Source organism: Reyranella humidisoli, assembly GCF_019039055.1.
GTDB lineage: Bacteria > Pseudomonadota > Alphaproteobacteria > Reyranellales > Reyranellaceae > Reyranella > Reyranella humidisoli.
Window position 1 is genome coordinate 1 of the sequence record NZ_JAHOPB010000002.1, and the last position, 26,624, is coordinate 26,624.

At 65.5% G+C, this 26,624-nt stretch carries 25 protein-coding genes and 1 tRNA gene; 13 read left to right on the forward strand and 13 right to left on the reverse strand.

Going from position 1 to position 26,624, the window contains the following annotated elements; translation table 11 throughout:
- Positions 1-132: 132 nt before the first annotated feature.
- From KQ910_RS18330 to KQ910_RS18340, 3 genes are all read right to left on the reverse strand, one after another.
- The gene (locus tag KQ910_RS18330) at positions 133-447 is read right to left on the reverse strand and encodes a hypothetical protein (RefSeq protein ID WP_216964021.1); all 315 of its coding nucleotides are present in this window, start codon (positions 445-447) and stop codon (positions 133-135) included.
- 148 nt (positions 448-595) lie between these two features.
- Positions 596-1,171 carry a hypothetical protein gene (locus KQ910_RS18335; RefSeq protein WP_216964023.1) on the reverse strand — a complete coding sequence of 192 codons (576 nt, stop codon included), beginning with the start codon at positions 1,169-1,171 and terminating at the stop codon, positions 596-598.
- A 17-nt stretch (positions 1,172-1,188) separates the two neighbouring features.
- A complete protein-coding gene (locus KQ910_RS18340) occupies positions 1,189-1,980 on the reverse strand; it encodes a hypothetical protein (protein WP_216964025.1) in 792 nt (263 codons plus the stop codon).
- 168 nt (positions 1,981-2,148) lie between these two features.
- Between KQ910_RS18340 and infA the strand changes: the two genes are divergently transcribed.
- From infA to KQ910_RS18365, 5 genes are all read left to right on the forward strand, one after another.
- A complete protein-coding gene (infA, locus tag KQ910_RS18345; protein ID WP_216964027.1) occupies positions 2,149-2,367 on the forward strand; it encodes a translation initiation factor IF-1 in 219 nt (72 codons plus the stop codon).
- Between the two features lie 3 nt (positions 2,368-2,370).
- A complete protein-coding gene (locus KQ910_RS18350) occupies positions 2,371-2,952 on the forward strand; it encodes a Maf family protein (protein ID WP_216964029.1) in 582 nt (193 codons plus the stop codon).
- Positions 2,949-4,133, forward strand: a complete 1,185-nt coding sequence (locus KQ910_RS18355; RefSeq protein ID WP_216964032.1) for a ribonuclease E/G — start codon at positions 2,949-2,951, stop codon at positions 4,131-4,133. The genes KQ910_RS18350 and KQ910_RS18355 overlap by 4 nt, the downstream gene beginning before the upstream one ends.
- Positions 4,126-4,350, forward strand: coding sequence for a DNA gyrase inhibitor YacG (locus tag KQ910_RS18360; RefSeq protein WP_216964034.1), 225 nt, complete (start codon positions 4,126-4,128; stop codon positions 4,348-4,350). Before KQ910_RS18355 ends, KQ910_RS18360 begins: the two co-directional genes overlap by 8 nt.
- Before the next feature lie 35 nt (positions 4,351-4,385).
- Positions 4,386-4,461 (forward strand) — tRNA-Phe (locus tag KQ910_RS18365).
- A gap of 161 nt (positions 4,462-4,622) precedes the next feature.
- Here KQ910_RS18365 and KQ910_RS18370 read toward each other — a convergent pair.
- From KQ910_RS18370 to KQ910_RS18395, 6 genes are all read right to left on the reverse strand, one after another.
- Positions 4,623-5,045 (reverse strand): hypothetical protein, encoded by a 423-nt coding sequence (locus tag KQ910_RS18370; RefSeq protein WP_216964037.1) that lies wholly within the window; start codon positions 5,043-5,045, stop codon positions 4,623-4,625.
- Positions 5,046-5,238: 193 nt separating this feature from the next.
- Complete coding sequence (locus tag KQ910_RS18375) at positions 5,239-6,420, reverse strand: hypothetical protein (RefSeq protein WP_216964039.1); 1,182 nt, start codon at positions 6,418-6,420, stop codon at positions 5,239-5,241.
- Positions 6,417-6,833, reverse strand: a complete 417-nt coding sequence (locus tag KQ910_RS18380) for a tyrosine-type recombinase/integrase (RefSeq protein WP_216964041.1) — start codon at positions 6,831-6,833, stop codon at positions 6,417-6,419. Before KQ910_RS18380 ends, KQ910_RS18375 begins: the two co-directional genes overlap by 4 nt.
- A gap of 860 nt (positions 6,834-7,693) precedes the next feature.
- Positions 7,694-9,925: a TRAP transporter permease gene (locus KQ910_RS18385; RefSeq protein WP_216964043.1), complete on the reverse strand. Its 2,232-nt coding sequence runs from the start codon at positions 9,923-9,925 to the stop codon at positions 7,694-7,696.
- Positions 9,926-9,939: 14 nt separating this feature from the next.
- On the reverse strand, positions 9,940-11,085 hold the full coding sequence (locus KQ910_RS18390; RefSeq protein WP_216964045.1) for a TAXI family TRAP transporter solute-binding subunit: 1,146 nt from the start codon (positions 11,083-11,085) through the stop codon (positions 9,940-9,942).
- A 722-nt stretch (positions 11,086-11,807) separates the two neighbouring features.
- On the reverse strand, positions 11,808-13,445 hold the full coding sequence (locus KQ910_RS18395) for a dihydroxyacetone kinase subunit DhaK (RefSeq protein WP_216964047.1): 1,638 nt from the start codon (positions 13,443-13,445) through the stop codon (positions 11,808-11,810).
- 143 nt (positions 13,446-13,588) lie between these two features.
- Between KQ910_RS18395 and KQ910_RS18400 the strand changes: the two genes are divergently transcribed.
- Positions 13,589-14,284 (forward strand): dienelactone hydrolase family protein, encoded by a 696-nt coding sequence (locus tag KQ910_RS18400; RefSeq protein WP_216964049.1) that lies wholly within the window; start codon positions 13,589-13,591, stop codon positions 14,282-14,284.
- A 12-nt stretch (positions 14,285-14,296) separates the two neighbouring features.
- Here the strand turns inward: KQ910_RS18400 and KQ910_RS18405 are convergent, their stop codons facing one another.
- The 3 genes from KQ910_RS18405 to KQ910_RS18415 all read right to left on the reverse strand — a co-directional run bounded on the left by KQ910_RS18405 (position 14,297) and on the right by KQ910_RS18415 (position 17,185).
- Entirely contained in the window at positions 14,297-15,484 is a 1,188-nt protein-coding gene (locus KQ910_RS18405) for a multidrug effflux MFS transporter (RefSeq protein ID WP_216964051.1), read from the reverse strand.
- A 118-nt stretch (positions 15,485-15,602) separates the two neighbouring features.
- Complete coding sequence (locus tag KQ910_RS18410; protein ID WP_216964053.1) at positions 15,603-16,208, reverse strand: histidine phosphatase family protein; 606 nt, start codon at positions 16,206-16,208, stop codon at positions 15,603-15,605.
- Positions 16,205-17,185, reverse strand: coding sequence for a Gfo/Idh/MocA family protein (locus KQ910_RS18415; protein ID WP_216964055.1), 981 nt, complete (start codon positions 17,183-17,185; stop codon positions 16,205-16,207). The genes KQ910_RS18410 and KQ910_RS18415 overlap by 4 nt, the downstream gene beginning before the upstream one ends.
- Before the next feature lie 180 nt (positions 17,186-17,365).
- On the opposite strand from KQ910_RS18415, the gene KQ910_RS18420 reads away from it, so the two are divergent.
- The 7 genes from KQ910_RS18420 to KQ910_RS18450 all read left to right on the forward strand — a co-directional run bounded on the left by KQ910_RS18420 (position 17,366) and on the right by KQ910_RS18450 (position 24,871).
- Positions 17,366-18,268, forward strand: a complete 903-nt coding sequence (locus tag KQ910_RS18420; RefSeq protein ID WP_216964057.1) for a phytanoyl-CoA dioxygenase family protein — start codon at positions 17,366-17,368, stop codon at positions 18,266-18,268.
- Positions 18,269-18,347: 79 nt separating this feature from the next.
- Complete coding sequence (locus tag KQ910_RS18425) at positions 18,348-19,238, forward strand: LysR family transcriptional regulator (protein ID WP_216964059.1); 891 nt, start codon at positions 18,348-18,350, stop codon at positions 19,236-19,238.
- 145 nt (positions 19,239-19,383) lie between these two features.
- Complete coding sequence (locus tag KQ910_RS18430; protein ID WP_216964061.1) at positions 19,384-19,851, forward strand: formate dehydrogenase subunit gamma; 468 nt, start codon at positions 19,384-19,386, stop codon at positions 19,849-19,851.
- Positions 19,848-21,377, forward strand: a complete 1,530-nt coding sequence (locus KQ910_RS18435) for a formate dehydrogenase beta subunit (RefSeq protein WP_216964063.1) — start codon at positions 19,848-19,850, stop codon at positions 21,375-21,377. The genes KQ910_RS18430 and KQ910_RS18435 overlap by 4 nt, the downstream gene beginning before the upstream one ends.
- A 9-nt stretch (positions 21,378-21,386) precedes the next feature.
- On the forward strand, positions 21,387-24,221 hold the full coding sequence (gene fdhF, locus KQ910_RS18440; RefSeq protein WP_216964065.1) for a formate dehydrogenase subunit alpha: 2,835 nt from the start codon (positions 21,387-21,389) through the stop codon (positions 24,219-24,221).
- A 5-nt stretch (positions 24,222-24,226) separates the two neighbouring features.
- Positions 24,227-24,445 (forward strand): formate dehydrogenase subunit delta, encoded by a 219-nt coding sequence (locus KQ910_RS18445; protein WP_216964068.1) that lies wholly within the window; start codon positions 24,227-24,229, stop codon positions 24,443-24,445.
- A 162-nt stretch (positions 24,446-24,607) separates the two neighbouring features.
- The gene (locus KQ910_RS18450; RefSeq protein ID WP_216964070.1) at positions 24,608-24,871 is read left to right on the forward strand and encodes a hypothetical protein; all 264 of its coding nucleotides are present in this window, start codon (positions 24,608-24,610) and stop codon (positions 24,869-24,871) included.
- Positions 24,872-25,040: 169 nt separating this feature from the next.
- Here the strand turns inward: KQ910_RS18450 and KQ910_RS18455 are convergent, their stop codons facing one another.
- Entirely contained in the window at positions 25,041-26,516 is a 1,476-nt protein-coding gene (locus KQ910_RS18455; RefSeq protein ID WP_216964073.1) for an aldehyde dehydrogenase, read from the reverse strand.
- Positions 26,517-26,624 lie beyond the last annotated feature (108 nt).

The following is a 26,624-nucleotide window of genomic DNA, read 5'->3' on the forward strand; positions in this document are numbered from 1 at the left end:
CTCACGCAGGTCATTCGAGAGAGGACGCATCGATACTGGCCTCCTACCCAGCCAGCATCTTGAATCACATTCCGCACAGATCGGGAATCCCCTCCGATTCCCTCAAGAAATGAAACGCTCTAGCCGTCGCGTCTAGCGCTGGGTGACGTGTCCCTGCGGGTCGAGCGTGATCATGTAGTAGGTGTCGCCCTTGAGGGCCTGGCCCTGCGAGCTTCCGTCGCCGTTGCGCATCAGCATGCTGACGCCGTTGTAGCCGGCGTCGTGGATCTGCTGGCGCGCGATCGCGCCCTCGGCAGTCGGCGTCCAGTTCGGGGCTGCCGTCGGCGTGCGGGTGCTGCCCGGCTCGGCGCCGGGCTCGCGGCCGCTCGGCATGCCTTGCGCCTGGACTGCAGTCGTCGCAAGGACAGCAGCGCCAACCAGGGAAATTGCGAGCAATGTGCGGTTCATGATGACTCTCCTCGGTGCGAAGCGCTGCCACACTGGAGCGCCTTCACCGGAGTCATTTCCGTCCCGAATCATGAGTGGATTGTGGCTGACTCCCGCTCGCACGCGCAGGTGAGACACCCGCGTCGTGCAAGCGTTTGTAAGGACAGAGTCAGCGAGTCGGGGCGGCGCCGGCGTACCACGCCGCGCGGTTCGAGCTGCGGCGCGTCACCGGCAGGTTGACGAGGTCCATGAACACCGAGGCGCCGCCGTCGGCGCCAGCGAGATCGCCTTCAAGCACCTCGACGTCGAAGGTGAGCTTGTCGCCTTCGAGCTTCGGCGACTTCAGGGTGACGACCGCATCGACGACGCTGGCCTTTGCCTTGTTCAGCACCGAGACGGTGGCGTTGGGCGGATCCTTGGCGAAGGAGTTGGGCGCGTTCAGCGTCCACTCCTCGAGCACATGCGGCAGCATCGCGTGACCGGCCGAGCGCACCGGGCGGTCGGCGAACACGATGACGCTGGGCGCCACGCCCTCGAGGATCAGCTTCTTGTCTTGCAGCTTGGCGCTGCGGGCGTTGAGCACGAACATCGAGGGGATGAGGCGCGGGTGCTGCGAGGCGCCGACGACCTTGGGCAGGCCCTGCACGGCGGGAGCGGCCGGCGGGGTCTGCGCGGCGGCGCCGAAGGCGAGGCCGAGCGTTGCGGCGGCCGTGGCGAGAGCGACGGAGAGACGGAAGCTGTTCATGTTCTTCACCGTACGGCTCAGTAGCAGGGCAGGAGAGGCGGCTTGCCGCAGGTCGGCGCGTTGTAGCGCTGCTGGTAACGCGGATCGATGTCGGGCGGCGGCGGCGCACCGGCGCCGCTGTTGTAGCCGCCACCACCACCGCCGCGGCCATACGGATTGACGGGCTGCGTCGGCGAGGGGTTGGACCAGCCGCTGAAGGTGCTGGTGCCGTCCGGATCGCCGATCGCCGGCGTCTCGCCGCCGGTGGTCTGGCTCTGGCCGTAATACTGCGCACCGTGCGAGCCGATGCCGAACCAGATCGTGTCGATGAACACAGAGGCCGGGCCGTCGGCGGCGCCGAGGCTGCCTTCCAGCACGTCGACGTCGAAGGTCAGCTTGTCACCCTCGAGCTTGGCGGTCTTCAGCGTGACGACGAGGTCGGAGACGTTGCCGCCGTCCTTGTGGAACACCGAGACCGTGGCGTTGGGGGCATCCTTGGCGAAGCTGCCGGTGCGCCAGATGTCGGCCATGTCCGGCGTCACCATGTGGCCGACCGAGCGGGTCGGGCGGCTGGTGAACAGCGTGGCGGTCGGCAGGACGCCGTCGAGCACCAGCTTCTGGCCGTCGAGCTTGGCGCCGCGGGCATTGATGACGATCAGGGCCGTCGAGTACTGCCGCGTTGTCGGCTTACCGATGGTCTTCTGGGCGGGATGGCTGATGGCGTTGGGAGCCTTCGGCGCCGTGGGGGCCGGCGCCTGGGCGAAGGCGAGCGCCGGCGTCAGGACCAGGGCGGCCACAAGGCCGGACATGCACGTTGCGTTCATCTTCATGGGGTCCTTTTTTCCCGGGCGTCCGCAGCCGCGCTCTGTATAGGGGAGGCGGACGCGCATGAGAAGACCGGGCATACCCGCTGTTCCCCGGCCGCCACCATTGACTTACCCCCGCCTGCGGCCCATTTTCCGGCCGCTTTCCAGAAATTCACCCCAGCCGGAGGCCGGATGGCCAAGGAAGACCTGATCGAATTTACCGGTGTGGTGTCGGAGTTGCTGCCCAACGCGATGTTCCGGGTGAAACTCGACAACGACCACATCATTCTCGCCCATACGTCGGGCAAGATGCGCAAGAACCGCATCCGCGTACTGGCAGGCGACCGCGTGACCGTCGAGATGACGCCGTACGACCTGACCAAGGGCCGAATCACCTTCCGCTTCAAGTAGGCGTTGAGCGCCCCGCCGATCCCCCCGCTCGTACTGGCCTCCGCGTCGCCGCGACGGCTCGACCTGCTGCGGCAGGTCGGATACGAGCCCGCGACGATCGACCCCGCCGACATCGACGAAACACCGCACGCGCGGGAGCTGCCGCGCGCCTATGCGCTGCGCATGGCGCGCGCCAAGCTCGACGTCGTGGCGCAGCGTCATCCCGGCGCCCTCGTGCTGGCGGCCGACAGCGTCGTGGTGTGCAGTCGCCGTATCCTGCCCAAGACGGAAGACGAGGCGGAGGCGCGCGATTGCCTGATGCGGCTGTCGGGCCGCCGCCATCGCGTGCTGGGCGGCGTCGCCGTCGCCGGCCCCGGCGGACGGGTGCAGACGCGGCTCGTCGAGACCGTCGTGCGCTTCAAGCGGCTGGAGAAGCCCGAGATCGACGCCTATCTCGCCAGCGGCGAATGGCAGGGCAAGGCCGGCGGCTATGCCATCCAGGGCCGCGCCGCGTCCTTCGTGGCGTTCCTGTCCGGCTCATACAGCAACGTCGTGGGGCTGCCCCTGTTCGAGACGGTGGCATTGCTGAAAGCGGTGGCCCGATGAGCCGGATCGACCGGCTCGTCTGCCATGTGTTGCCCAAGGCGTTCCTGATGGCCCTGGTGTCGGACGGGCGCCTGGCCGAACTGCAGGTCGTGCGTCGCGACAAGCCCTCGCGGGTCGACGGCATCTTTCTCGGCCGGCTCGAACGGGTAATGACCGACCTCGACGCGGCCTTCGTCGACATCGGCATCGGCCGCGCGGGCTTCCTGCGCGCCGAGGACCGCTCGGGCAGCGACGGCTGGCCGCCGCCCGGCGCTCCGCTGCTGGTACAGGTGCGCAACGACGGCGAGGGCGACAAGGGTCCACGACTGTCGATGAACGTCGCCGTCAGCGGACGCTATCTCGTCTATCGCCCCAACGGCTCGGGCGTGACCTTCTCGCGGCGCATCGAGGGCGAGTCCGAGCGCGACCGGCTCAGAGCGCATGTCGAGGGTCTGCTCGAAGGAGGCATCGTGCTGCGCACCGCCGCGGCGGGCGCGACGGCCGAGGTGCTGCGGGCCGATGCCACCAGCGTGCTGGAGCGGTGGGAGAAGATCAGGCGCCTGGCGCTCGACATCCAGCCGCCGGCCGACCTGTCCTCGCGCGTGCCCGGCGAGCGCGATCCGATCGCGCACGCGCTTCGCGACCACGGCGCCACCCTCGAAGAGGTGATCATCGACGATCGCACCATGGCCCGCACGCTACAGGACCAGATGGACCGTCTGGGCGAGAAGATCCGCGTCCGCTGGCACAACGGCTCGATGCCGGCCTTCGACATCGACGATGTCGCCGGCCAGATCGACACCGCGCTGGCGCAGCGCATCGCGCTGGAGAGCGGCGTCGAAGTGCTGTTCGAGCCGGGCGAGACGCTGTGCGCCGTCGATGTCGACAGTGCCGGCGCCGGCGGCCGCCAGGGGCGGGCGCCGCGCCGGCCGGTCGAGGTCAATCTCGAGGCGGCACCGGCGATCGCCCAGCAACTGCGCCTGCGCAACATCGCGGGCGCGGTGGTGATCGATTTCGTCACCATGCGCAGCGCCTACGACCGCGACAAGGTCCAGGCGGCGCTGGCGGAGGCGCTGGCGGCCGACCCGGTGCCCACCCAGATCTACGGCTTCACCCGCCTGGGCCTCTTCGAGTTGACCCGCGCCCGGCGCGGCCCGACCCTGGCGGCCCAGCTGGAGGCGCTGGAGAAGAGCGATGACTGACCGGAACGTGCCGCTGCGCGCCGTGCGCATCGAGCCGAAATGTCCGACCTGCGGAAAGCCTGCGGACCCGAAATACAAGCCGTTCTGCCGCAAGCGCTGCGCCGACATCGATCTCGGCCGCTGGCTGAAGGAAGGCTATCGCATCGAAACCGACGAGGTTCCGGGCGAGGACGATGCTGAAAACAGAGGGGACGGACCGTCTGGACAGCGAGGCTGACGCGTCCTATAAGCGCCGCCTCCAACGGACGGCATGCCCAGGTAGCTCAGTTGGTAGAGCATGCGACTGAAAATCGCAGTGTCGGTGGTTCGACTCCGCCCCTGGGCACCATTCGCCTTTAGTTCAAGTGGCGAACGTTTTAGGCCTATCATCGCCTCCCAAATCGAGTGCCGAGTTGAGCGGTTTTCCACGCTTCTTCGCACCGTTTTTCCAAAGTCTCGTTCTATTCACGTTCTCTCCAAGTTGTTGGAATCAGCGTTCACTCGCGACCTTCAAATACGACCAGCGTTGATCGACGGTCTCGTAGCGAGCGGTAAGTTCTCCGGCTCTTGAGGTATCCGAGCCACCAGCTCCTGAATTTCGGCCACTGACCGAATTGAGAGGGGGAATATCGCAGCCCTGTCTAATGGCACGCCATGCCATTTCTGGATGTCCCTTGCGACAGGGTACCGCCCTGACCATGTCGTGATGACAGTCAGCCGGTCAAGGTTATCCTCGTCCGTCGATGTGATTGAAAAATCTGCCTCTTTAGAAAGGGCTACGAGAGCATGAGTAGTCGGTACTGCGAGCTTCAAATCGTGGATCATGCTCGGATCCTTTGCGACGACTATGCCCTTGAAAAGGCTTTCAAGGGCATAGTCGTATAGCAGACATGCTGGCTGGAAGTCGGGTGGCACCGCATCGATGATAGCCATACCGTCGACCGTGAAATTTTCTAGACCTATCCACTCGCATTCAGCCAGGGCAGTCTTTTCCGCCTATGCATGGGCTTCAACCTTTGCCATGACGTGAGCTAGAACTACCTGTGCCGCAGCCGCTAGACCCTCTGCAGTCGCGAGCCACATGCGTGGCTCCTGAGCAAATCTCAACTGATTAGTGAGCCATTTCTTACGCTCTACGTCGTGCATCATTCCGCACTCGCCATCCTGATCTGGCTACTGTCAATGCGTCTTCTATCTGACGTTGCGGAACCATGTAGTCAGATAGGTCACTGCAATGCTTAGCGAATGCATGTGCATCGGCTACTGGTGGAAACGGCCTCTGCCAGCTCAGATTCAGGAACGCAGAGAGAGCTAATCGATAGAGCGGAGCCGCATAATACTCGATCGGGCCAGCATTTTTCGGAAGCCGTAGCATGTCGGCTTTCACGGCGTTCCCGTGCAGGAATTGATTCCGCAGCCAATTTAGACGGGCATAGAGCCAGGATGCATAGATCCGCTTCGAAGGCTTTTGACTATTCTTCTTCCTAACGTCGAATCGGCGATGGGAGTGAGAGGTGATTTCCCATTTGACCTGCTCGAGTAGCTCAAAAACCAGGTACTGGTCGGCTCGTTGATTAGGACCCGGATGTACGAGGATTTCAAATGCACTAACCCACAACGCGATCGCTCTACCCGAGTCGTAGAGCGACACTTGGGCCGACGTCGGGATTTGTGCGGCTTGGCTTGCCATATTCAGAGATCGAAATAAGGCCTGTTGCTTCCAGTCGCGGCCCCTTGAGCGAGTGAATGTTTTCTCCCAGTGGTCAACCAGAGAGGATAGCAGCGGAGCATCGAGGTCGTCGGCGGATAGCTGATGAGACGATAGCTCGGGCGATGCCTGTCCTTGGAAGTTTTTGACATCGTCAATCGCAAGCATTGCAGATGTGTTCAGTACAAGATGCTTTTCATCCTTGCTTGGAGACCAAGGATAGAGACTGAAGGTGTTTGAATAGGCGACCTTCGGCAAAGTCCGGTATTGGAGCCATAGTGCGCGATTGAGCGGTATCGTCGACATCGCCACAATGTCTCGAAAACCCGCTAGCGCAGTGATTGTATAAAATGCGCGGGGCGCAGAAGCCTTCAGGAGCAAAACGCTCGGCGTTACTTGCCGTCCAAATGCATCGGTAAAGCGCGACACGAATTCCGCAAACGTCGCCGATTGATTCAGCGCCTGTTGCAGTCGCTTATCGCTCAATCCGCAGAGTAGCGCGAACTTGCTTTCAACTGCAGTGGTGAAATTAACGTTTGGCAGAGCAAATATTGGCACCCAATCTCTTTCCGAGGTGCGAGAGGAGGCGGGTCTGTTCATTTCCTTTTGCTCAATGTCTTGAACACTCGCCATGCGCCCTGACTGCGGGCGGCCTCCTGCGTGTAGATACGGACGCTTGCCGGATTGGCTTGGCCGAGCGCGCAGGCGATATCGTTCTCTCTGAAGCCTGCGTCGGCCGCGGCCTTGCCAAGGCTCTTTCGTAGGCTGTGGAAAGTCAGGCCCGGCCGAGTCTTGCCGTCCTTCACGAGCTGCCGCCTGATCCGGTCTAACGACGAGTCGAGGCCGTCCTTCGTGTAGGGCTGGCCGAGCCGATTCAGCACCAGCCTGTCGCCGACCTTGCGGCCATCGCGCTGGGCGGCGCGGCCCATCTGCATTTCGTCCGGCTCGTTCAGGATCGCGGTCAGGCGCTTGGCTTCAAGGATGCTCAGCTCCCTGCCGTTCTTGTTGATCATGTCACGATCAATTGAACCACTGGAGCGCGCGGAAATCTATGGCGTTTCAGCGAGCGGCCTCCCGGCGGAAGCGCGCCTTGTATGGACTGGGCCTGCCCGCGTGGTTGCGCCTTCCATTGAGTGAGGCGCACACTCGACTCATGCTTTCATATTGGAAGCGGGGCGTCCTGGAGCTTCTTCCAACTCAGTACCAAATACTTGCTTTGTACTGAGTGACCTCTTTCCCCATTCCGCGAAGTCGCGACGACCGGTGATCATTGCGCCGTAGTGCTATTTTACGCACCAGGTGCAGTACACCGAGTGAGTGCGGGAGCTGGTGGGTGACTTGTGCCCGCCATAACTCTTGCGAGAGGGGCCGTCGCGCTTTTCCGGATGATACTTGCGGTACTCAATAGAGCGTTTGTTGCGGGTCACCGCCTTGAAGAGGCAGTCTTCTAGCTCAATAGCCTCGGACTGAGTTAGGCGATCAGCAAGTACTACGTGAAATGGAAACTTAATGCGTGCCGAATCTGTCGCATGTGCGGTCGCGGGCTTTCTCGTGTAGCCGATATATAGGTAGTCAAGTCGAGCAATGGTGCAGAGTGAGGAAATTGTGCTGAGGATGCGCTCGCGGGCGCTTTGAGTAACCGGCATGACAAACCTCCAGCGTTTCCTATGGTCGATATGCTCTCGAAGCCACAACTACTAGCCAGCATACTGAGTCAGCCATTGATGTGCGTCATCGAGAAACCGCGCCACGTGGGACTCCCAATGGTTACTCTCGCAAACAGGCAGAGATTGTGTTGACCGAACGAGCCCAAGCTCGTGGCCAACCCATCGCCTGCGCGAATACGGTCCGGAACGCCCGCTTCCTTTCTGTCCTAGGCCGCCCGGGTGCGGCGGACGAGCAAGAGCGCGATGAGGACGGTGGGAACGAGGATGGCGGCGGCCATGAGTTCCATCGTCGTATTGCTGAGCGGCATGATGCCGCCGCCGGGCGTCGCGAGGACCAGACCGCCTAGCACAAGCGCGATGCGCAGGGGCCATTCGAGCATGCCTGTGCGCCGGAGATCTCCGACGCCGACCTGATAGCCCTGGATGCCTCCGCAGATAAAGGAGATCCCGACGAGGGCTGTGACGGCCAAGTAGATCGCCTCGAAGTAGGGGATGCCGCCGCCGGCCGCCGGCTGAAGCACCAGAGCCGGATTGGCGACGAAGAAGAACGGTATGAAATAGATGATGCTTCCCACCCACATCGATTCCCATCCCGTCTTCATCGCCGGCGCCCCGGCGATGCCGGCCGCCGCAAACGAGGCGATGGCAACCGGCGGCGTGATCGACGACAGCATGCCCCAGTAGAAGATGAACATGTGGACGGCCATCTTGTTGAGGCCGAGCTTCTCGAGGGCCGGCCCGATCAGGATGGCGAGGAAGATGTAGCAGGCGGTCGTGGTCAGCCCGAGGCCGAGGATCAGGCTGGTGAAGGCGCACATGACCAGGAGCAGAAGGACGTTGCTGCCGGCGATGTTGAGCAGGTCGTTGGCCAGCGAGGCGATGACGCCGGTCAGCGAGAAGGCGCCGATCAGCAGGCCGCAGCCTGCGAGGATTCCGACCAGCTCGACGAAGGTCCGGCCGTTCGCCTCGAGGAAGGAAATGTACTTGCGCAGCCCCCAGCGCTTGTCTCCCCAGATCTCGTTCAGCACAAGCAACACCACCATCCCGCCCAGCGCCGGCAGCAGCATCGCATTCATCCAGGCGTCGAAGGTGCCGGGCCCGGAGGCCGCCAGCGCCTTGGGATAGCTTTCGCTCCGGACGGTCATCACGGCAGCGGCAAGCAGGGCGATGGCGATGTTGATCGTGTTGGCGATCTTCCATCGGCCGGGTTGCGACCACTGGTTCAGGACCAGCAGCAGCGCCGTCGCATAGAAGGGCGCATGGCTCTCGCGCTTGAAGTACAGCAGCATGACGATCAGCAGGGCAATGACGAAGGCGTAGTACCAGCCTTCCTTGAAGGCCTGCCAGGCGCTGGGAAGTTCGTGCCGCTCCAGACCCTTCAGGCCGCGGCGCGCGGCGTACGAATCGACCTGCATGAACAGGCCGGCATAGAAAAGGAAGGCCGGGATGATGGCGGCAAGGGCGACCTCGGAGTAGGTCGTGCCCAGGAACTGGGCCATCACGAAGGCCGTGGCGCCCATCACCGGCGGCGCCAAGACCGCGCCCGTCGAGGCGCAGGCCTCGATGGCACCGGAGTAGGAGGGGCTGAAGCCGGTCCGCTTCATGGTGGGAATCGTCATGGTGCCCGCGGTGAGGACATTGCTGACGATGCTGCCGGACATCATGCCGAGCAGGCCCGACGCGAAGATGCAGACCTTGGCGGCGCCGCCGCGGAACGTACCGCACAGCGCGAACGAGAGGTTGATGAAGAACTTGCCGGCGCCGGTCATCATGAGCGCCGTGCCGAACACCAGGAACCCGATGACGACATCGGCGAAGGCCTGGATCGGTATGCCGAGCAGGCTCTCCGTGGAGAGCATGTGGTAGGCGGTGGTCTGATCGAGCGTCGACTGGTTGCCCTTGAGCGGCCCGAGCCACGAGGCGCCAGCGAAAAGCGGATAGACCGTGAAGGGGAAGATGCTCAGGAGCAGGCTCCAGCCGCCCGTCCGTCGCAGCGCCTCCATGAGCACGATCCACATCAGGTAGCCCGCCCAGATCACGGGTTCGGGCGGATCGCCGAACTCCCATCCGAGTTCGGCGGCCTTGCGGATGTTGATCATCAGGTAGAACGAGGCGACGGCCGTTCCCACGAACAACACGACATCGTACCAGGCGACCCGGTCGACGGAGGCCCTGGCGCTGCCCGGAAAGATCACGAAGGTGAAGGGCAGCATGCAGAGAATCAGGAGGTAGAAGTACTCCGTGTTGAGGGGCGTGAATCCGACGAAGAAGCGCAGGGTGAACTGCTGGTTGATGCAGAGAAAGATGGTGACCGCCGTCAATGCCACGAGCAGCCACCGCCACACGCCGGAGAGCGTGCGGGTGCGCAGGGTCTCGGCCTCGGCCGGACCGGTCTTGTGCGGGTCGTCCAGGACGACCCGCACGGCTTGATCGGTCATGACGGACGTCCCCTTTATTCGAAGACGACGTCCATCCCGGCTTTCTGGAGAGCGGCGCCGCGTGCCTTCAGCCAGCCCTCCGCGAAGGCCTTGTCATCCGACGGTGCGCCGGTCGCGTAGGCCTTCCAGGCATCGATCATGACCTGCTGGCGCTTCACCAGGTTGTCGTTGTGCTTCTGCGCCGAGTCCGTCCACACGCCCTTCTCCTTGAAGGCGCGGATGGTGCCGTCGTGATAGGGCACGACCCAGGTCAGGTTCTGCAACGACAGCGCCATGCCCTCGGCCCCCGGCGCGCCGCCCTTGTAGGCATCGAACGTGTCGATCATCGCCTTGGTGATGGCGTAGATCGTGTCGGCGGAGCGGTCGGCGTAGGTCATGAAGATCGGATAGGCATAGCCGGCCATCTCGACTGGCGTTTGTGGCGAGAGGCCGCCGGCGCCGCATGTCGCCTTCACGGGCACGAAGTAGGGTGCCTTCTTGTGGACGCGGGCCCAGCCTTCCTTGTCGGTGGCCGGCATCGGCGGAAACATGATGCCGCGTGGAGAACTGTCGGCCTCCTTCGACTGGCCCGAGATCGTCGAGGTCAGGAGGGCGTCGACCTCGTTGTTGATGAGGCCCTTCCACATGGCGTTGTTGGAGGAGAACTGCACCGGCGTCATGTCCTTCTCGGTCAGGCCGCCGAAAGCGATCAGGGCGATGACACCCTGGCTCAGGGCCGGTGAACCGACCACGATACCGAGGCGCTTGCCCTTGAGATCCTTGACCTCCTTGACGCCGGTGTCCTTGGCCACGGCCAGGCCGAGCCCGTTGCATGCCGTCGCCGCCATGATCAAGCGGGTTGCCTGCGGCCCCCAGCTCCTGGTGCCGAACTCAAAGACGCCCTCCTGCGCAAAGTAGGTACCGATGCCCATCTGCGAGATGACGGCACGGTTCGCCTTCACCGGCGCCAGGCGTCCGGTGTCGTTGCCCGATGGCAGGACGCGGACGTCTGTTCCGAGCACGTTCTTGAACTGCTGGCCGATCGCGACGGCGATATTGAAGCCGGAAGAGCCGGTATCGTAGGCGGTCCAGGACATCTCTTTCGGAATGGCCTGGCCGAAGGCGGGGACAGCGACGAGCAACGCCAATGCAGCGCCCGTTGCTACGGTGCGTCGGAACATGAAATCCTCCCTGGATACGGCGCCTTGTTTTTATGGCGTCCGAATTGCCGCGCATGTTGCAGGGTCGGCACTCCCTATTCAACCGACATTCCCGGGATGAACCCTCTAAACGGGGCAAAACCCATTGCTTCTGAAAAGTCGGGATGGTCCGCCGCCGAGCGGGGAGATGGTGTCGGCTTGCTGCAGGCGCACGATCGTCGTGCCGGTTGGCGACGGATCGTCGATGGGGGCAACGACCGTCTCGGCGACCGCAACCGGCCGGGCCCAGACGGACTGAGTTGCCGTCGGCGGTCTGGATATCGTTGAATCCAAAGTCGCTTGTGAGCAGCCCCGCCGCTCCGGAGGCGAGGCTGCCATTGATCGCCACCGAAAGCGCATCGCCGGCGTCGACCGTCAACTGGCCGAGCGTGCCCTGGGATTGCTGGTCGAAGAGCGTCACCAGAGCGTCGTCGAACGGCTCCTGCGCGACCTGGCCCGCAAAGCGGGACGTTCAGGCATAGAAGTCACTGGCCTGGCTGGTGAAGTCGAGACTGTCTCCGCCGGCATTGACGGATACCGCGCCGGCGGCGTTGGGAAAGGTCGTCTGCACCAGCGGGGCCTGCTGTACGCCGCTCTCCCATGTGCCGTTGTGCCAGTCCGCGATATCAGGTGAATCGGAATAGTTCAGTTGCGCCTGGGCGATGGCGGTGAGCGCGCGCGCCTCGCCCGGACCTCGTTGCGCCTTAAGTGATGCCGCGGACTCCGGCGATGCCCTCCAGCATCGTCGCGACGGCCTCTGCCCCCGGATCGGCAATGCCCGCGAGATGCGAAGAAGAGACATAGCTCGATCGGCCGGCACGGGCCGACTTCATCCGCGCGGTTGCATCGGCGCCTGCACGTGCGGCCTTCGCTGCGGCATCGAGACCCCCCGGCAGGGCCTCGAGAGCGGGCGCGAGGGCATCGATCATGGTGCGGTCGCCGGGTTTCGCGCCGCCATAGGCCATCATCTTCGCAAGCCCTGCCGACAGGGCATCCTGCCAGGTGGCGCCCGCCGAGGCGGACTGGCTGGCGGCCGAAAAGAAGATGGCGAGCAACACACCCGACGACCCGCCCATGGAGCGGGAGAGCGCCTCGCTCGTTGCCGCGAAGAAGAGGTCGAGCTTGGCGAGCGGCATCAGCGGCAGCGCCGTCTGCAGGTGACGCGCCGCCGTCGCGACGGTCGAGCCGGTATCTCCGTCGCCCACCTTGGCATCGAGCGCGTTCAGTTTGCTCTCTGCGGCGATGAGGATGTCGCAGGACCGGCTGACCAGCGCGCTCAGCGCCGGATTCCGGCTCGCCCGGACGGGCTTGCCTTTCATCTCCCGCGGCAGCTTCACGAGCCTGGGCTTCACGTGCGTGCGGATCGGCGGCCAGACCAGCGGGCTCGCCGGCGAGAGCAGGGCCTTCTCGAAATCGGGCGTCAGGGGCAGCAGGCTCAGGGAAAAGCCGTGCATGTCGAGAGACGACACCAGCGTTGCGGGGCCCAGCACCAGCTTCACTTTCGCCCCCCGGCGGCTCGCCAGCACCTCGTTGGTGAGCAGGTTCATTTCGAGCGGCGTGGTGGAGCCGAGGTTGTTGACCAGCAGCGCGTAGGACCGCGCCGGCTTCGCTGCGGCGAAGAGGCGATCGACGAGCAGCAACGCCGCCTGGCGCGCGCTCTCGAAACTCACGAGGTCGACGCCCGGCTCGCCGTGGAGACCGAGGCCGAGTTCGGCCTTGCCGGCGGGAACGCGGTCCTCGCGGCCGATTCCGGGAAGAGTGCAGGAAGACAGGGAAATCCCGAGCGAGACCAGGTCGTCGGCAGCCTTCCGGGCCATGGCCGTGACCGTCTTCAGGTCCGCCCCCTTCTCGGCATAGTGGCCGGCGATCTTTTCCACGAACATCACGCCGGCGATGCCGCGCGGCTGGGGACTATCCGGCAGGGCGATGTCGTCCTTCACGATCACGACCTCGACCTTCCGGCCGAGCGCGCGGGCGCGTTCCACCGCGAGGCCGAAGTTCAGCCGGTCGCCGGTATAGTTCTTGAAGATGACGAGGCAGCCGCCCTTGCCGGTCACCGCCATGATCGCGGCGAACACGGCGTCGATCGATGGCGAGGCGAAGACCTCGCCGCAGACTGCGGCAGTCAACATGCCCTTGCCGACGAAGGAGGCGTGCGCCGGTTCGTGACCCGAACCGCCGCCTGCGACGATGGCCACGCGGCCGGGCCTGTGGTCGGTGCGGAGTACGACCTTGATTCCGGGATAGCCGTCGAGGCGCGCCAGGTTGGCGCCGCCGCTGCTGCGCAGGAGCCCGTCGATCGCGTCCACGACGAGGCTGTCCTTTGCGTTGATGAATTGCATGGTTCCTCTTCCCTTGGCGGCTTAGCGGCAATGATGAGTGCGCGATCGCTTCCGAGCAACCGGGCGGGCGCGTGCAAGACATTGCTTCCGGGCGCCAAGTCGGCTGTCTATCGTGGTGCCCGGATCTGAAAGAGGGAAAAGACATGGGCGAGGAGATCAGGCTGACGGCAGCCGACGGCGAACAGTTTGCGGCATACCTGGCGTTGCCCGCGCGACTGCCGGCGCCGGCGCTGGTCGTGCTGCCGGAAGTATTCAACACCAACCCGCACATCCGCTCGGTGGCCGACGGCTACGCCGCCGACGGATTCATCGCGCTGGCACCGGACGTTTTCTGGAGGCAGGAAGCGGGTTGCTATCTTCCCTATACCGACGAGGGGCGCGCCAAGGCCCGCGCGCTGTGGGCCGAACTGGATACCGATCAGTTCACCCGCGACCTCGGCGACATCGTGGCGTTTTTGCGCGCGCGTCCGGACTGCACCGGCAAGGTCGGCGTGATGGGCTTCTGTCTCGGCGGCAAGTTCGCCTACCTCGCGAGCACCCGCCTGCCGGTCGACGCCGCCGTGAGCTACTACGGCGTCCATATCGACCAGCATCTCGACGAGGCCGGCAAGCGGGGGTGCCCGATCCTGATGCAGTTCGCCAGTGACGATCCGCACGTCCCCGAGGCCACGGTGGCGGCGATTCGAGCACGCATGGGCGGCGAGGCGGGAGTCGACATCCACGTCTATCCAGGCACGGAGCACGGCTTCAACCGCCAGGGTTACCCGCCCTTCAACGAAGACGCCGCCCGCGAGGCCCGTCGCCGGACCGTGGCTCTCCTGCGCGATTGCCTTGCCTGACGGTCGATCCCTTCAGGCTGCCGGCCGGCGCACCAACGTCCACCAGCCGAGCAGACCGACGATGCCGGTCACGGCGACGCCGATGCCGATGTTCATCTGCGTGTCGTGCGGCACGTAGCCGACCAGCAGGGTCAGCACCGCGGCGGTGATCATCTGCACGAAGCCCATGAGCGCCGAGGCCGCGCCGACGCGGGTGGCGGGCACGGCGGACAGCGCGTTCGCCATCGCGTTGGGCATGTTGAGGCCGTTGCCCCAGCCCATCAGCACCAACGGGATGATCAGCGCCAGCGGCGTGACGTAGCCCAGGGCGGCCGTCGCGATCATCGCCACGGCGCCGAGGGTGAGGATGCCCTGGCCCACCGGGATCAGGAGCAGGCTTTTTACCCGACCCTGCAGGCGGCTCGAGACCAGGCTGCCGAGGACGAAGTTGCCCGCCCAGGCCAGCGTGAACCAGCCGAACAGTTCGGCGCCCACGCCCATCACCTGGATCAGCAGGATGGGGCCGCCGGAGAAGAAAACATTGAAGCCGGCCGAAGCGCAGGTCGTCGCGATCATGAGACCGAGGAACCGGCGCTCCCGCAGCACCGCGCTGAAGCCATCGATATAGTCGCGCACCACGCCCGTCGTGCGCGGTGCCGCCTTCGGTGCGGTCTCGCCGAGGATGCGCCAGACGAAGACCAGCACGGCGAACCCGCAGGCGGCCGTGAACCAGAAATTGCTGCGCCAGCCGAAGAAGCCGAGCAGTTGCCCGCCCAGCAGCGGCGAGAGCGCCGGCGCAAGCGCCATGGAAGAGGCCATGTAGCCCATCGCCCGCGGGGCATCGGGACCGGTCCGGCTGTCGCGGACGATGGCGCGGCCCAGCACCACGCCGCCGCAGGCGCCGCAGGCCTGAACCAGGCGCGAGGCGATCAGCGTCTCGATCGTCGGGCTCAGTGCGCAGCAGACGCTGCCGACGGTGAACACGACGAGGCTGGCCAGCAGGAGCGGGCGGCGGCCCAGATTGTCCGAGAGCGGGCCCACGGCCAGCTGGGCGAAGGCGAAGGCGAACAGGTAGATCGACAGCGTCAGCTGGGCGGTGCCGTAGGAGACGTCGAGGTCGCCCGCGATGGTCGGCAGCGACGGCAGGAAGATGGTCAGTGCCATCTGCGAGCACACAGTGGCGCTCATCAGTAGCCAGATCGGCGGTTTGGTCGTGCGCATGCGCGGCTGTTTCACATATCCGCGGAAGGCGGGGCGGCGCGCTCATAGCAGCCTTCGGCGGCGCGGGGCAGTGCAGACATCGGCGATCGATGAAGGAGTCGGCGCTGTTTTTGAACGGTCAGGCGGTCGGCAGCCGGCCCTGGACCGACAGGCGGCGATCCGTCGCGCGCTGCATCACGACGATTTCCCCGCTGCCGGGAAAGATCTGGCTGAGTGCGGTGACCACGACCTGATGAGTGACGAACACCGTCGGTCTCGCGAGATCGAGCTGCCCGATCCACTGCCGCAGCGCCTCGATCTGTTGGGTTTCGCGCGTGCGGTCCTGGAAGAAGGAATTGAGCAGGGGTTGCTGTCGTGTCTCGCCCAGCTTCATCAGCGTCGCGGTCTCGAGGCAGCGGCACCATTGGCTGGAATGGACGTCGGCGGCGGCAATGCCGTTGGCGCGGAAGAGTTCGCCGATGCGGACGGCTTGCGCGCGGCCCTCGGCCGAAAGATTGCGTTGCGTCGCGCAATCGTCGAGGCGAAAGCCCGAGGGGTCGTTGGTTCCGGGCGCCAGCGCATGTCGGATCAGCGCGAAGGACCCGGGCCGGCGCAGAGCCGCCCAGGAATCGCTCTGGGCGATCGCGGACCTTGCCCCGGCTCCCGCCGGCAGGGCCAGCAGCGCCGCCAGGACGGCACGCCGCGAAGAGCCCGGGGCGTTGGCATGTATAACCGGCGTCTTCATGCCGGACCGGATCGAAGAAGGGCCTCCACGACTTCCTGCACGTCGAGCGCTTCGCGAAGCGTGGCGAGATGATGAGGTTTGCCGCGCGCGAGATTCACCACGCCTTCGAGCTGGCGCCTGAGCGCCAGGGGGCGGGCCTGCTCGTTGGGAAGGGCATCGGGCGCCGGCTGCCATGTGCCGTCGGGCTGGCGGCGCTCCGCGATCGACCAGTCACGCAGCCGCACGGCACCCCGGTCGCCCTCCAGCATCCAGACATTGTGGTCGTCCTTGGAGGTCGCGCCGATGGCACCCGCGAGCGTCACCGGCAGGTCGCCGGCCTGCAGCGTCGCCTCGATCCGCCGTTCCGACCTGCCATCCTCTGGAAAGACAGTATGGCCCTTCAGGCCGTGCAGCGGCCCGACGAGGCGTCGCGCAAGGAAAAGAAAATGCGAGACGACCTCGCGCGTGAAGCCGCCCTGCATTGGCCGGTCGAGCCAGCCTGCTGCGTCGGCCTGCCACGGTCGGGGCCAGGCGGCGAAGCCCACGTCGATGGCGACGCGCTGGGGCGTGCCGACGTCGCCCGCGTCCATCCAGTTCCGGATCGCCGCGACGGCAAGGGAGGAGGCGAAGGGGAAGTTAACCGCGCCCAGGTCGCCGGCCTGGGCCACGAAGGCCCGTGCGTCCGCGACGTCGATGGAAAGCGGCTTCTCGCAGAAGACTGTCCTGCCCGCAGTCAGCGCAGCGCGGGCATGCGCGAGATGCGCGGCGGGCGGCGAGGCGATGTAGACGCAGTCGCTGGCCGAGATCAGCCCGGCCGCATCGCTCATCTGCCGCACCTGCGGAAAGTTCTTCTGCATGCGCTGCAGAACGGCAGGCGCCGGGTCCCAGAGACCGCAGGCGTGCACCCTTGCCGGATCCTGCTGCAGGATCGCGTTGAGCATCCGCTCGCCCATGATGCCGGCACCGATGATGCCGATCGCCACACTGCCTGTCGTCATTCGCGTCCTGTCTTCGCTCGTTCGGAACACTAACATGGGTATTTCCGAACAGAGCGGCGTAACGGGCGCGAGGTCTTGTTCTGCGGCACGGCGTCACGGTTTCCCTTGCCGGCGGCCATCGGCGCCCGGCAACGTCTCCGACATGTGTCGCAAGAACACGCCCGGAGAAGGAAACGTTCGATGAAACCCCAGGACGTCCTGAAGCACAAACCCCTGGTCCTTACCGAGGACCAGCGCGCTGCGTATTTCCGCGATGGCTACCTCGTCCTTGAGAATTATGTGTCGGCCGAATGGCTGGGGCGCCTTCGGGGCGCGATGACGGAGGTCGTCGACCGCAGCCGTGCCGAAACCCGGTCGGGCGACGTATTCGTGCTGGAGCAGGGCCATTCGGCCTCCGATCCCCGCCTGCATCGCGTGACGTCGCCGCAGGACCAGCATCCGGCGTTCTGGGATTTCATGTCCGACCCGATCATGACCGACCTGGTGGCCGACGTCGTCGGTCCGGACGTGAAGTTCCACCATGCCAAGCTCAACGTGAAGGCGGGCAAGGGCAGCCGCGAATTCAAGTGGCACCAGGACATCCAGGCGTGGCCGCACACCGATTACAGCCCGGTCACCGTCGGCGTCTATATCGACGGCTGTGCCGACGAACAGGGGCCGCTGGCCTTCGTGCCGGGCAGCCATGAGGGGCCGCTCTTCACGATGTACGATGAGAAGGGCGGCTTCGCGGTCGCGCTGCGCGAGGCCGATGCCCGGCAGATCCGCGAGAGCGAGGTGAAGCGCGCCACCGGCGGGCCGGGTACGACCCTGCTGCTCAACTGCCGCACCATCCACGGCTCGACGCAGAACATGTCGAGCGCGGCGCGCCCGCTGCTCCTGCCGGTCTATTCGTCGGCCGATTCGTTCTGCTATGTGCCCTCGCCGATCACCAGCCCGCACATGGGCGACATCGTTCGCGGCAAGCCGGCGACCTATGCGAGCTTCGACCTGCGTCCCTGCGAACTCCCGCCCGACTGGCGTGCCGGCTACCGCGCGCCGTGGAGCCTACAGCAGGAGGCTGAAAAGGCCAGGATGGCCATGTAGATCGACTGGGCGCCCGCCGACCGACCCTGCCTTCCCGGGCGGGGCAGCGGGAACGATGGTTTTGGGCTAATCTCCTTCAATGATCGACAAACTGGAATTCCTGCTTGCGCTCTCCCAGGAGCGGAATTTCAGCAAGGCGGCCGAACTGTGCGGCGTCACCCAGCCGACTTTCTCCGCCGGCATCAAGAGCCTCGAGGACATGCTCGGCGTGATGCTGGTGCAGCGGACCTCGCGCTTCATCGGCTTCACGCCGGAAGGCGATCGCGTGCTCGACTGGGCGCGCGGTATCGTGGCCGACACGCGTGCGATGCGGCAGGAAGTGACGTCGTTGCGCAAGGGGCTGAGCGGCCGGCTGCGCATTGCGGCGATACCGACGGCGCTTGCCATGGTGTCGGCGCTCACCACGCCGTTCCGGGCGAGGCATCCCAACGTTAAGTTCACCATCCTCTCGCGCACCTCGATCGAGATCCTGGCGATGCTGGAGAATCTCGAGGTCGATGCCGGCCTGACCTATATCGACAACGAGCCGCTCGGGCGGCTGCGGGCGGTGCCGCTCTATACCGAGCAGTATCGTCTGCTCACGTCCGAGAGCAGCCCGCTCGGCGATCGCGACAGCGTCACCTGGGCCGAGGTCGGCCGCATCCCGCTCTGTCTGCTGACTCCCGACATGCAGAACCGGCGCATCATCGACCAGCTCCTGCACGAGGCCGGGGGCCAGGCCGATCCCACGCTCGAATCCAACTCGATGATCGTGCTGTTCTCGCATGTCCGGACCGGCCGCTGGGCCAGCGTGATGCCGCAGAAGCTGGCCGACACGCTTGGCCTCACCGAGCATCTGCGCTCGATTCCGATCGTCGAACCTGATGCGACGCATTCGATCGGCCTCGTCGTGCCCCGACGCGAGCCGATGACTCCCCTCGCAAACGCTCTGGTCGCCGAGGCCACCCGGCTCGCCGCCTCGCCGGTCTGAAGGGCGCTCTCCAGCCCGGCAGCCGCGGTCGATAGGTTTGTTCTATCGCACCACCGAACACCTTTATTGAGACCGCCGTCCCGAGCGCCGAGCATTCTGCCTGTGGAGCCGGCAACCCGCCGGCGGCTCTCGCGGTGGAGTTCGGGTGTCGGTGCAGTGGGATGAAGCAGCGGCGAGCGAGATCGTCCGCCGGCACGAGGGGCGGGAGGGACGCCTGCTGCCGATCCTGCATGATATCCAGGCGTCGTTCGGCTGTGTGCCGGAGCCGGCAATCCCCTTCCTGGCGCAGGCGATGAACGTCACGCGCGCCGAGGTGCACGGTGTCGTCTCCTTCTATCACGACTTCCGTGACCGGCCGGCGGGCCGCCATGTGCTGAAGATCTGCCGCGCCGAGGCATGCCAGTCGATGGACGGAGAGGGCCTGGCGCGCCGCCTGCTGGATCGCCTTGGCCTCGAATGGGGCGGCACGACGCCCGACGGTACGGTCACGGTCGAGGCGATCTATTGCCTGGGCCTGTGCGCCTCCGCACCCGCGGCGATGCTCGACGGAGAGCCGATGGCGCGGTTGAACGAAGGGTCAATCGGCGAGATCGTGCGCGAGGTTTCGCGATGACAAGGCGCTTCTTCGTGCCACGCGACGCCGCCGCCCGGGCCGTCGGTGCCGACAAGGTCGCGGCCGCGTTGTGCGACGAGGCCAGGCGGCGCGGCATCGAAATCCAGATCGTGCGCACCGGTTCGCGCGGCTTGTTCTGGCTGGAGCCGATGGTCGAAGTCGAAACGCCGGATGGGCGCATCGCCTTCGGCCCCGTAAGGCCCGGCGATGCGTCGGGCCTGCTGACAGCTGGCGCCGGCCATCCCCTGTATCTCGGTCGGCCCGAGGACATTCCCTTTCTGAAGCGCCAGACGCGGCTCACCTTCGCGCGCAGCGGCATCGTCGATCCACTGTCGCTCGCCGATTGGCGCACCCATGGCGGTGGCCGCGGCCTCGAACGCGCCCGCAGCCTCGGCCCGGCGAAGACCCTGGAGGAAGTCACGAAGTCCGGCCTGCGCGGCCGCGGCGGCGCAGGCTTCCCGACGGGCATCAAGTGGAAGACGGTGGCCGATGCATCGGCCGACCGGAAGTATGTCGTCTGCAACGCCGACGAAGGCGATTCCGGCACCTTCGCCGATCGCATGCTTCTGGAGGGCGACCCCTTCGCGTTGATCGAGGGCATGGCGATCGCCGGCCTCGCCGTCGGCGCGTCCAAGGGTTTCGTCTACATCCGCTCCGAATATCCCGATGCCGTGCGCACGTTCGAGCGCGCCGTGTTGCTCGCCGAAGCCGACGGGCTGCTGGGCGGGGAGGCCGGTTTCGACATCGAGGTCCGCGTCGGCGCCGGCGCTTATGTCTGCGGCGAGGAGACCGCGCTGCTGGAGAGCATCGAGGGCAAACGCGGACAGGTTCGCGCCAAGCCGCCGCTGCCGGCACACACGGGCCTGTTCGGCCGGCCGACGGTCGTCAACAACCTGGTCTCGCTGGCCACCGTGCCGTGGATCCTGGCCGAGGGCGCCGAGGCCTATTCGGCCTTCGGGATGGGACGATCGCGCGGCACCATGCCCATCCAGCTGGCCGGCAACATCAGGCATGGCGGCCTCTTCGAGACGGCGTTCGGCGTGACGCTGGGCGAGCTGGTGGACGGGATCGGCGGCGGCACACGAAGCGGCCGGCCGGTACGGGCAGTGCAGGTCGGCGGGCCTCTGGGCGCCTACTTCCCGCGCGCGTTGTTCGACACGGCGTTCGACTACGAGGCTTTCGCCGCGCGCGACGGCCTGATCGGCCATGGCGGCATCGTCGTTTTCGACGAGACCGTCGACATGATGCGGCAGGCGCGCTTCGCCATGGAATTCTGCGCCATCGAATCCTGCGGCAAGTGCACGCCCTGCCGCATCGGCTCGACGCGCGGCGTCGAGACCATCGACAAGATCAAGCGGGGCGAACGCGTCGCGGCAAACCTCGAGCTGATCGAGGATCTCTGCCAGACCATGAAGTTCGGATCGCTGTGCGCCCTGGGCGGCTTCACGCCCTATCCGGTGATGAGCGCCCTGCGGCACTTTCCGGAGGATTTTGTCCGCCGAGCCACGGCCGTGGCCGCGGGATAGGAGCACGCGATGCCGCTCGTTTCCGAAACCGACTACGGCACGCCCGCCAGCCGCGACGAGGTGCAGGTCTCGCTCGTCATCGACGGCCGGACCGTCGCGGTTCCCGAAGGCACCTCCATCATGCGCGCGGCGGTGGAGGCGGGCATCCAGGTGCCCAAGCTCTGCGCCACCGATTCGGTGGAGGCCTTCGGCTCCTGCCGCCTGTGCCTCGTCGAGATTGCAGGCCGGGCCGGCACGCCCGCCTCGTGCACGACGCCGGTGGCGGCCGGCATGGTCGTGTCGACGCAAACCGAGCGGCTGAAGAAGATTCGCCGCGGCGTGATGGAACTTTACATCTCCGACCATCCGCTCGACTGCCTGACATGCGCCGCCAATGGCGATTGCGAGTTGCAGGACATGGCTGGCGCCGTCGGGCTGCGCGACGTGCGCTATGGTTATGAGGGCGAGAACCATACGAAGCAGGAGAAGGACGAGAGCAATCCGTATTTCACCTTCGACCCTTCCAAGTGCATCGTCTGCTCGCGCTGCGTGCGTGCGTGCGAGGAAGTGCAGGGTACCTTCGCGCTCACCATCCAGGGGCGCGGCTTCGAATCGAAGGTGTCGCCCGGCGCCTCGCTCGACGATTTCCTGAGTTCCGAATGCGTGTCGTGCGGGGCCTGCGTCCAGGCCTGTCCGACGGCGACGCTCTCGGAGAAGAGCCTGATCGAGATCGGGCAGCCCGAACATTCGGTGGTGACGACCTGCGCCTATTGCGGCGTCGGCTGCAGCTTCAAGGCCGAGATGCGCGGCGAGGAGCTGGTGCGCATGGTGCCGTGGAAGGACGGCAAGGCCAATCGAGGGCATTCCTGCGTCAAGGGCCGCTTCGCCTGGGGCTATACCCATCACAGGGATCGCATCGTGAAGCCGATGATCCGCGAGAGCATCGACCAACCGTGGCGCGAAGTGAGCTGGGACGACGCGATCGGCCGGGTCGCGTCGGAGTTCCGTCGGCTGCAGGAAAAACACGGGCGCCTGGCCATCGGCGGCATCACCTCCTCGCGCTGCACCAACGAGGAAACCTACGTGATGCAGAAGCTGATCCGCGGCGGCTTCGGCAACAACAATGTCGACACCTGCGCGCGCGTCTGCCACTCGCCGACGGGCTTCGGCCTCGCGCAGGCATTCGGCACATCGGCCGGCACCCAGGACTTCGATTCGGTCGAGCATTGCGACGTGATGGTGGTGATTGGCGCCAACCCGACGGATGCGCATCCGGTCTTCGCCTCGCGCATGAAGAAGCGCCTCCGCCAGGGCGCGAAGCTGATCGTGATCGATCCGCGCCGCATCGACCTCGTGCGGATGCCGCACGTCGAAGCCGACCATCACCTGCCGCTGCGGCCCGGCACCAATACGGCGGTGATGAACGCGCTCGCCCATACGATCGTCACCGAAGGCCTGGTGAACGAACGGTTCGTGCGGGAGTTCTGCGACCGCGATGCCTTCGAATACTGGGCTGCCTTCGTCTCGGAGCCGCAGAACAGCCCCGAGACGGTCGGCACGGTGGCGGGTGTCGATCCCGAGGCGATCCGCGGTGCCGCGCGGCTTTACGCGGGCGGCGGCAATGCCGCGATCTACTACGGGCTCGGGGTAACCGAGCATAGCCAGGGCACCACGACGGTCATGGCCATTGCCAACCTTGCCATGGCGACGGGCAATCTCGGCCGGCCGGGCGTTGGCGTGAATCCGCTGCGCGGCCAGAACAACGTCCAGGGCGCCTGCGACATGGGATCGTTCCCCCATGAACTCACCGGCTATCGCCACGTCTCCGACGATCAGGTGCGCGAGACGTTCGAGACGATGTGGGGGCGCCCCCTCGATTCGGAACCGGGCCTGCGCATCCCCAACATGTTCGACGCCGCGATCGAGGGCAGCTTCAAGGGCCTTTACGTCCAGGGCGAGGATATCCTGCAGTCGGATCCCGATACCGCGCATGTCGCTCGGGCGCTTTCGTCCATGGAATGCGTCGTGGTCCAGGATCTGTTCCTGAACGAAACGGCGAACTACGCCCACGTCTTCCTGCCGGGTTCCACGTTTCTCGAGAAGGACGGTACGTTCACCAACGCCGAACGCCGCATCAACCGCGTGCGCCGCGTGATGGCACCGAAGAGCGGCATGGCCGACTGGGAGGTCACGCTGGCGGTCGCCGCGGCGATGGGGTTCGCGATGCCGTACCGGCATCCCTCGGAGATCATGGATGAGATCGCGGCTCTGACGCCCGGCTTCGCGGGCGTTTCCTACGACCTTCTCGACCGGGTCGGATCCGTCCAGTGGCCCTGTAACGAGAAGGCTCCACTCGGCACGCCGGTGATGCATGTCGGCGGCTTCGTCCGCGGCAAAGGCAACTTCCTGATCACCGAGTATGTGCCGACGGACGAGCGCACGGGACCGCGCTTTCCGCTGCTACTCACCACGGGCCGCATCCTCAGCCAATACAATGTCGGCGCCCAGACGCGACGCACCGACAATGTCCTGTGGCATGACCACGACCTGCTGGAGATCCATCCGCACGATGCCGAGCAGCGCGGCGTGCGCGACGGCGATTGGGTCAGGCTCGACAGCCGCGTCGGCAGCACCAGCCTGCGCGCCCACATCACCGATCGGGTGGCGCCGGGCGTCGTCTACACGACGTTCCATCATCCCGACACGCAGGCCAATGTCGTCACGACGGACATCTCGGATTGGGCGACGAACTGCCCCGAATACAAGGTCACGGCGGTGCAGGTGGCGCCCTCGAACGGTCCGGGCGACTGGCAGAAGGAGTATGCCGATCGGGCCCGGCGCAGCCGGCGCATCGCGGCGGAGTAGCCATCATGTCGGCGGAAAAACTGGTGACGATGGCCAACCAGATCGGCAGGTTCTTCACCCCTCAGCGGCGCCTGGACGCTCCATCGGCCATCGCCACGCACCTCCTGAAGTTCTGGCCGCCTTCCATGCGAGACGCCATCGTCGCCCATCTCGACGCGGGTGGGGAGGGGCTCGACCCTGCGGTGCGCGAAGCCCTCCTCCACCTCAAGGACTGCCGGTCGTAGTCAGCGCATCACGAACGGCGGCCGATCCACGGGAAAGGATGAACGGTTTTTCGCGTGACGGGATCGAATAGGTCAGCCTATTGTTTGCCTGAGCAAACCAAGCATATCGCGCGTCGAACACGGCTTTCCGATTCGCTGGCTATTCAGTGAGCAGCCCGATCAATGACACGTTTTACCGTTCTGATTTCCCTGTCCGCCTTTCTGGCCAGCCAGACCATGGCGCAAAGCGACGATGCGGCCTATTGCAAGAAGCTCGCTAACTACGCGACCCAATACGCGGGCGACAGCAGCTTCAATGGCGGTAACCGTCCAAGCTTCGACATCATGGATGGCGTCGACAAGTGCGACAAGGGCAACACCGCTGCCGGCATTGCCGCCCTCGAGAAGAAGATCCGCAGCAAGGGGTTCACGCCCCCATCCCGCTGAAGGCGAGACTGCCAAGCTCTGGTACGATCTGGAATCGGCGTGCACGCAGGATTTCGACTCGGTCGAGCAGATCGTGATGCATTTGGCGAAGGGCGGGGAGGGTCTCGATGAGCTCGCCCGCCAGGCTGTCCTCCGTCTGAAAAACGGCCTGGCGTAGTTCCTTGGCGGCCTAGCGCATCACGAACGGGTTGGCGGGTGAACCCTCCGCCGTCGAGATCCAGACACTCTTGGTCTCGAGATACTCGTGGATCGCGTCCATGCCGCTTTCCCGGCCGATTCCGGAATGCTTCATGCCACCGAAGGGCATCATGTAGCTGATGGCCCGGTAGGTGTTGACCCAGACGGTGCCGGCCTTGAGTGCGGCGGTCATGCGCAGCGCCCGGTTCATGTCCTTGGTCCAGACGCCGGCCGCCAACCCGTAGATCGTGTCGTTGGCCAGTCGCACCGCTTCCTCCTCGGTGTCGAAGCCGATGATGGAAAGGACAGGACCGAACACTTCTTCCCGCGCGATTCGCATGTCGGGCCGCACGTCGACGAAGATGGTCGGCTCGACGAACTGTCCGCCCGGCATGTCGCTGGCCGCGCCGCCGCCCAGAATGCAGCGCGCGCCCTCGGCCTTGGCGATCTCCATATAGTCGAGGATCTTGCGGTACTGCGGCGCGGTCGTGACCGGGCCGATGTTGGTGTCCGGCAGCATCGGGTCGCCCTTGCGCGCCGAGCGGCCCAGCTCGGCGACGCGCTGGCTGAATTCCTCGCGGATCGAGTTCTGCACCAGCAGGCGCGAGCCCGCGATACAGGTCTGGCCGGTGGCGGCGAAGATGCCGGAGATCGCGCCCGACGCGGCAGCGCCGAGGTCGCAATCCTCGAACACGATGTTGGGGGACTTGCCGCCCAGTTCGAGCGACACGCGCTTCAGCGTCTTGGCGGCCTGCGCATAGATTTTCGCGCCGGTGCTGTCGGAGCCGGTGAAGGTGATCTTCGAGACACCCGGATGGTCGACGAGGGCCGCGCCAGCCTCCTGGCCGTAGCCGGTGACGACGTTGAACACGCCGTCGGGGAAGCCGGCTTCCTTGGTCAGGGCCGCGAATTCGAGCGTGGATGCAGACGCGAACTCCGACGGCTTCACCACCACGGTGCAGCCGGCGGCGAGGGCTGCGGCGCATTTCCAGGCGATGAACAGCAGTGGCGAATTCCAGGCGGTGAGCGCCGCCACGACGCCGACCGGCTCGTGCCGGGTGAAGGCAAAGTGGTTGGGCTTGTCGATCGGCACGACGGCACCCTGGATCTTGTCGGCGAGGCCGCCGAAGTAGCGCCACCATTCGGGATTGTAGTTGACCTGTCCCAGCATCTCCGAGAGCAGCTTGCCGTTGTCGCGCACCTCGATCTCCGCGAGCCGCTGAGCGTTGGCCGCGATCAGGTCGGCGAGCCTGAGCATCAGCTTTCCGCGACTGGACGCCGACAGGGTCGCCCACGGCCCTTCGCGGAGGGCGAGCGACGCGACCGCGACGGCACGGTCGACGTCGCGGGCGCAGCCCTGGGGAATCCGGGCCCAGACCTCGCCGCGATAGGGGTCCATGCTGTCGATCCACTTGCCGCCGATCGGGTCCACGTATTCACCGGCGATGAAATGCTGGTAGGTCTTCAAGCGATCCTCCGTCGCCGCGATGCGGCCTTGTGTGGCTCTGGGCCGAGAGTTTACACCGGGTGCGTCGGCCGGTGTGGCGGCAATCAACAAGGGGGCGAAAACGATCCG

Coding starts and splice junctions, on each gene's coding strand:
- KQ910_RS18330 (WP_216964021.1), bottom strand. CDS start 447: ATGAACCGCACATTGCTCGCAATTTCCCTGGTTGGCGCTGCTGTCCTT.
- KQ910_RS18335 (WP_216964023.1), bottom strand. CDS start 1,171: ATGAACAGCTTCCGTCTCTCCGTCGCTCTCGCCACGGCCGCCGCAACG.
- KQ910_RS18340 (WP_216964025.1), bottom strand. CDS start 1,980: ATGAAGATGAACGCAACGTGCATGTCCGGCCTTGTGGCCGCCCTGGTC.
- infA (WP_216964027.1), top strand. CDS start 2,149: ATGGCCAAGGAAGACCTGATCGAATTTACCGGTGTGGTGTCGGAGTTG.
- KQ910_RS18355 (WP_216964032.1), top strand. CDS start 2,949: ATGAGCCGGATCGACCGGCTCGTCTGCCATGTGTTGCCCAAGGCGTTC.
- KQ910_RS18360 (WP_216964034.1), top strand. CDS start 4,126: ATGACTGACCGGAACGTGCCGCTGCGCGCCGTGCGCATCGAGCCGAAA.
- KQ910_RS18370 (WP_216964037.1), bottom strand. CDS start 5,045: ATGGCTATCATCGATGCGGTGCCACCCGACTTCCAGCCAGCATGTCTG.
- KQ910_RS18375 (WP_216964039.1), bottom strand. CDS start 6,420: ATGAACAGACCCGCCTCCTCTCGCACCTCGGAAAGAGATTGGGTGCCA.
- KQ910_RS18380 (WP_216964041.1), bottom strand. CDS start 6,833: ATGATCAACAAGAACGGCAGGGAGCTGAGCATCCTTGAAGCCAAGCGC.
- KQ910_RS18385 (WP_216964043.1), bottom strand. CDS start 9,925: ATGACCGATCAAGCCGTGCGGGTCGTCCTGGACGACCCGCACAAGACC.
- KQ910_RS18390 (WP_216964045.1), bottom strand. CDS start 11,085: ATGTTCCGACGCACCGTAGCAACGGGCGCTGCATTGGCGTTGCTCGTC.
- KQ910_RS18395 (WP_216964047.1), bottom strand. CDS start 13,445: ATGCAATTCATCAACGCAAAGGACAGCCTCGTCGTGGACGCGATCGAC.
- KQ910_RS18400 (WP_216964049.1), top strand. CDS start 13,589: ATGGGCGAGGAGATCAGGCTGACGGCAGCCGACGGCGAACAGTTTGCG.
- KQ910_RS18405 (WP_216964051.1), bottom strand. CDS start 15,484: ATGCGCACGACCAAACCGCCGATCTGGCTACTGATGAGCGCCACTGTG.
- KQ910_RS18410 (WP_216964053.1), bottom strand. CDS start 16,208: ATGAAGACGCCGGTTATACATGCCAACGCCCCGGGCTCTTCGCGGCGT.
- KQ910_RS18415 (WP_216964055.1), bottom strand. CDS start 17,185: ATGACGACAGGCAGTGTGGCGATCGGCATCATCGGTGCCGGCATCATG.
- KQ910_RS18420 (WP_216964057.1), top strand. CDS start 17,366: ATGAAACCCCAGGACGTCCTGAAGCACAAACCCCTGGTCCTTACCGAG.
- KQ910_RS18425 (WP_216964059.1), top strand. CDS start 18,348: ATGATCGACAAACTGGAATTCCTGCTTGCGCTCTCCCAGGAGCGGAAT.
- KQ910_RS18435 (WP_216964063.1), top strand. CDS start 19,848: ATGACAAGGCGCTTCTTCGTGCCACGCGACGCCGCCGCCCGGGCCGTC.
- fdhF (WP_216964065.1), top strand. CDS start 21,387: ATGCCGCTCGTTTCCGAAACCGACTACGGCACGCCCGCCAGCCGCGAC.
- KQ910_RS18445 (WP_216964068.1), top strand. CDS start 24,227: ATGTCGGCGGAAAAACTGGTGACGATGGCCAACCAGATCGGCAGGTTC.
- KQ910_RS18450 (WP_216964070.1), top strand. CDS start 24,608: ATGACACGTTTTACCGTTCTGATTTCCCTGTCCGCCTTTCTGGCCAGC.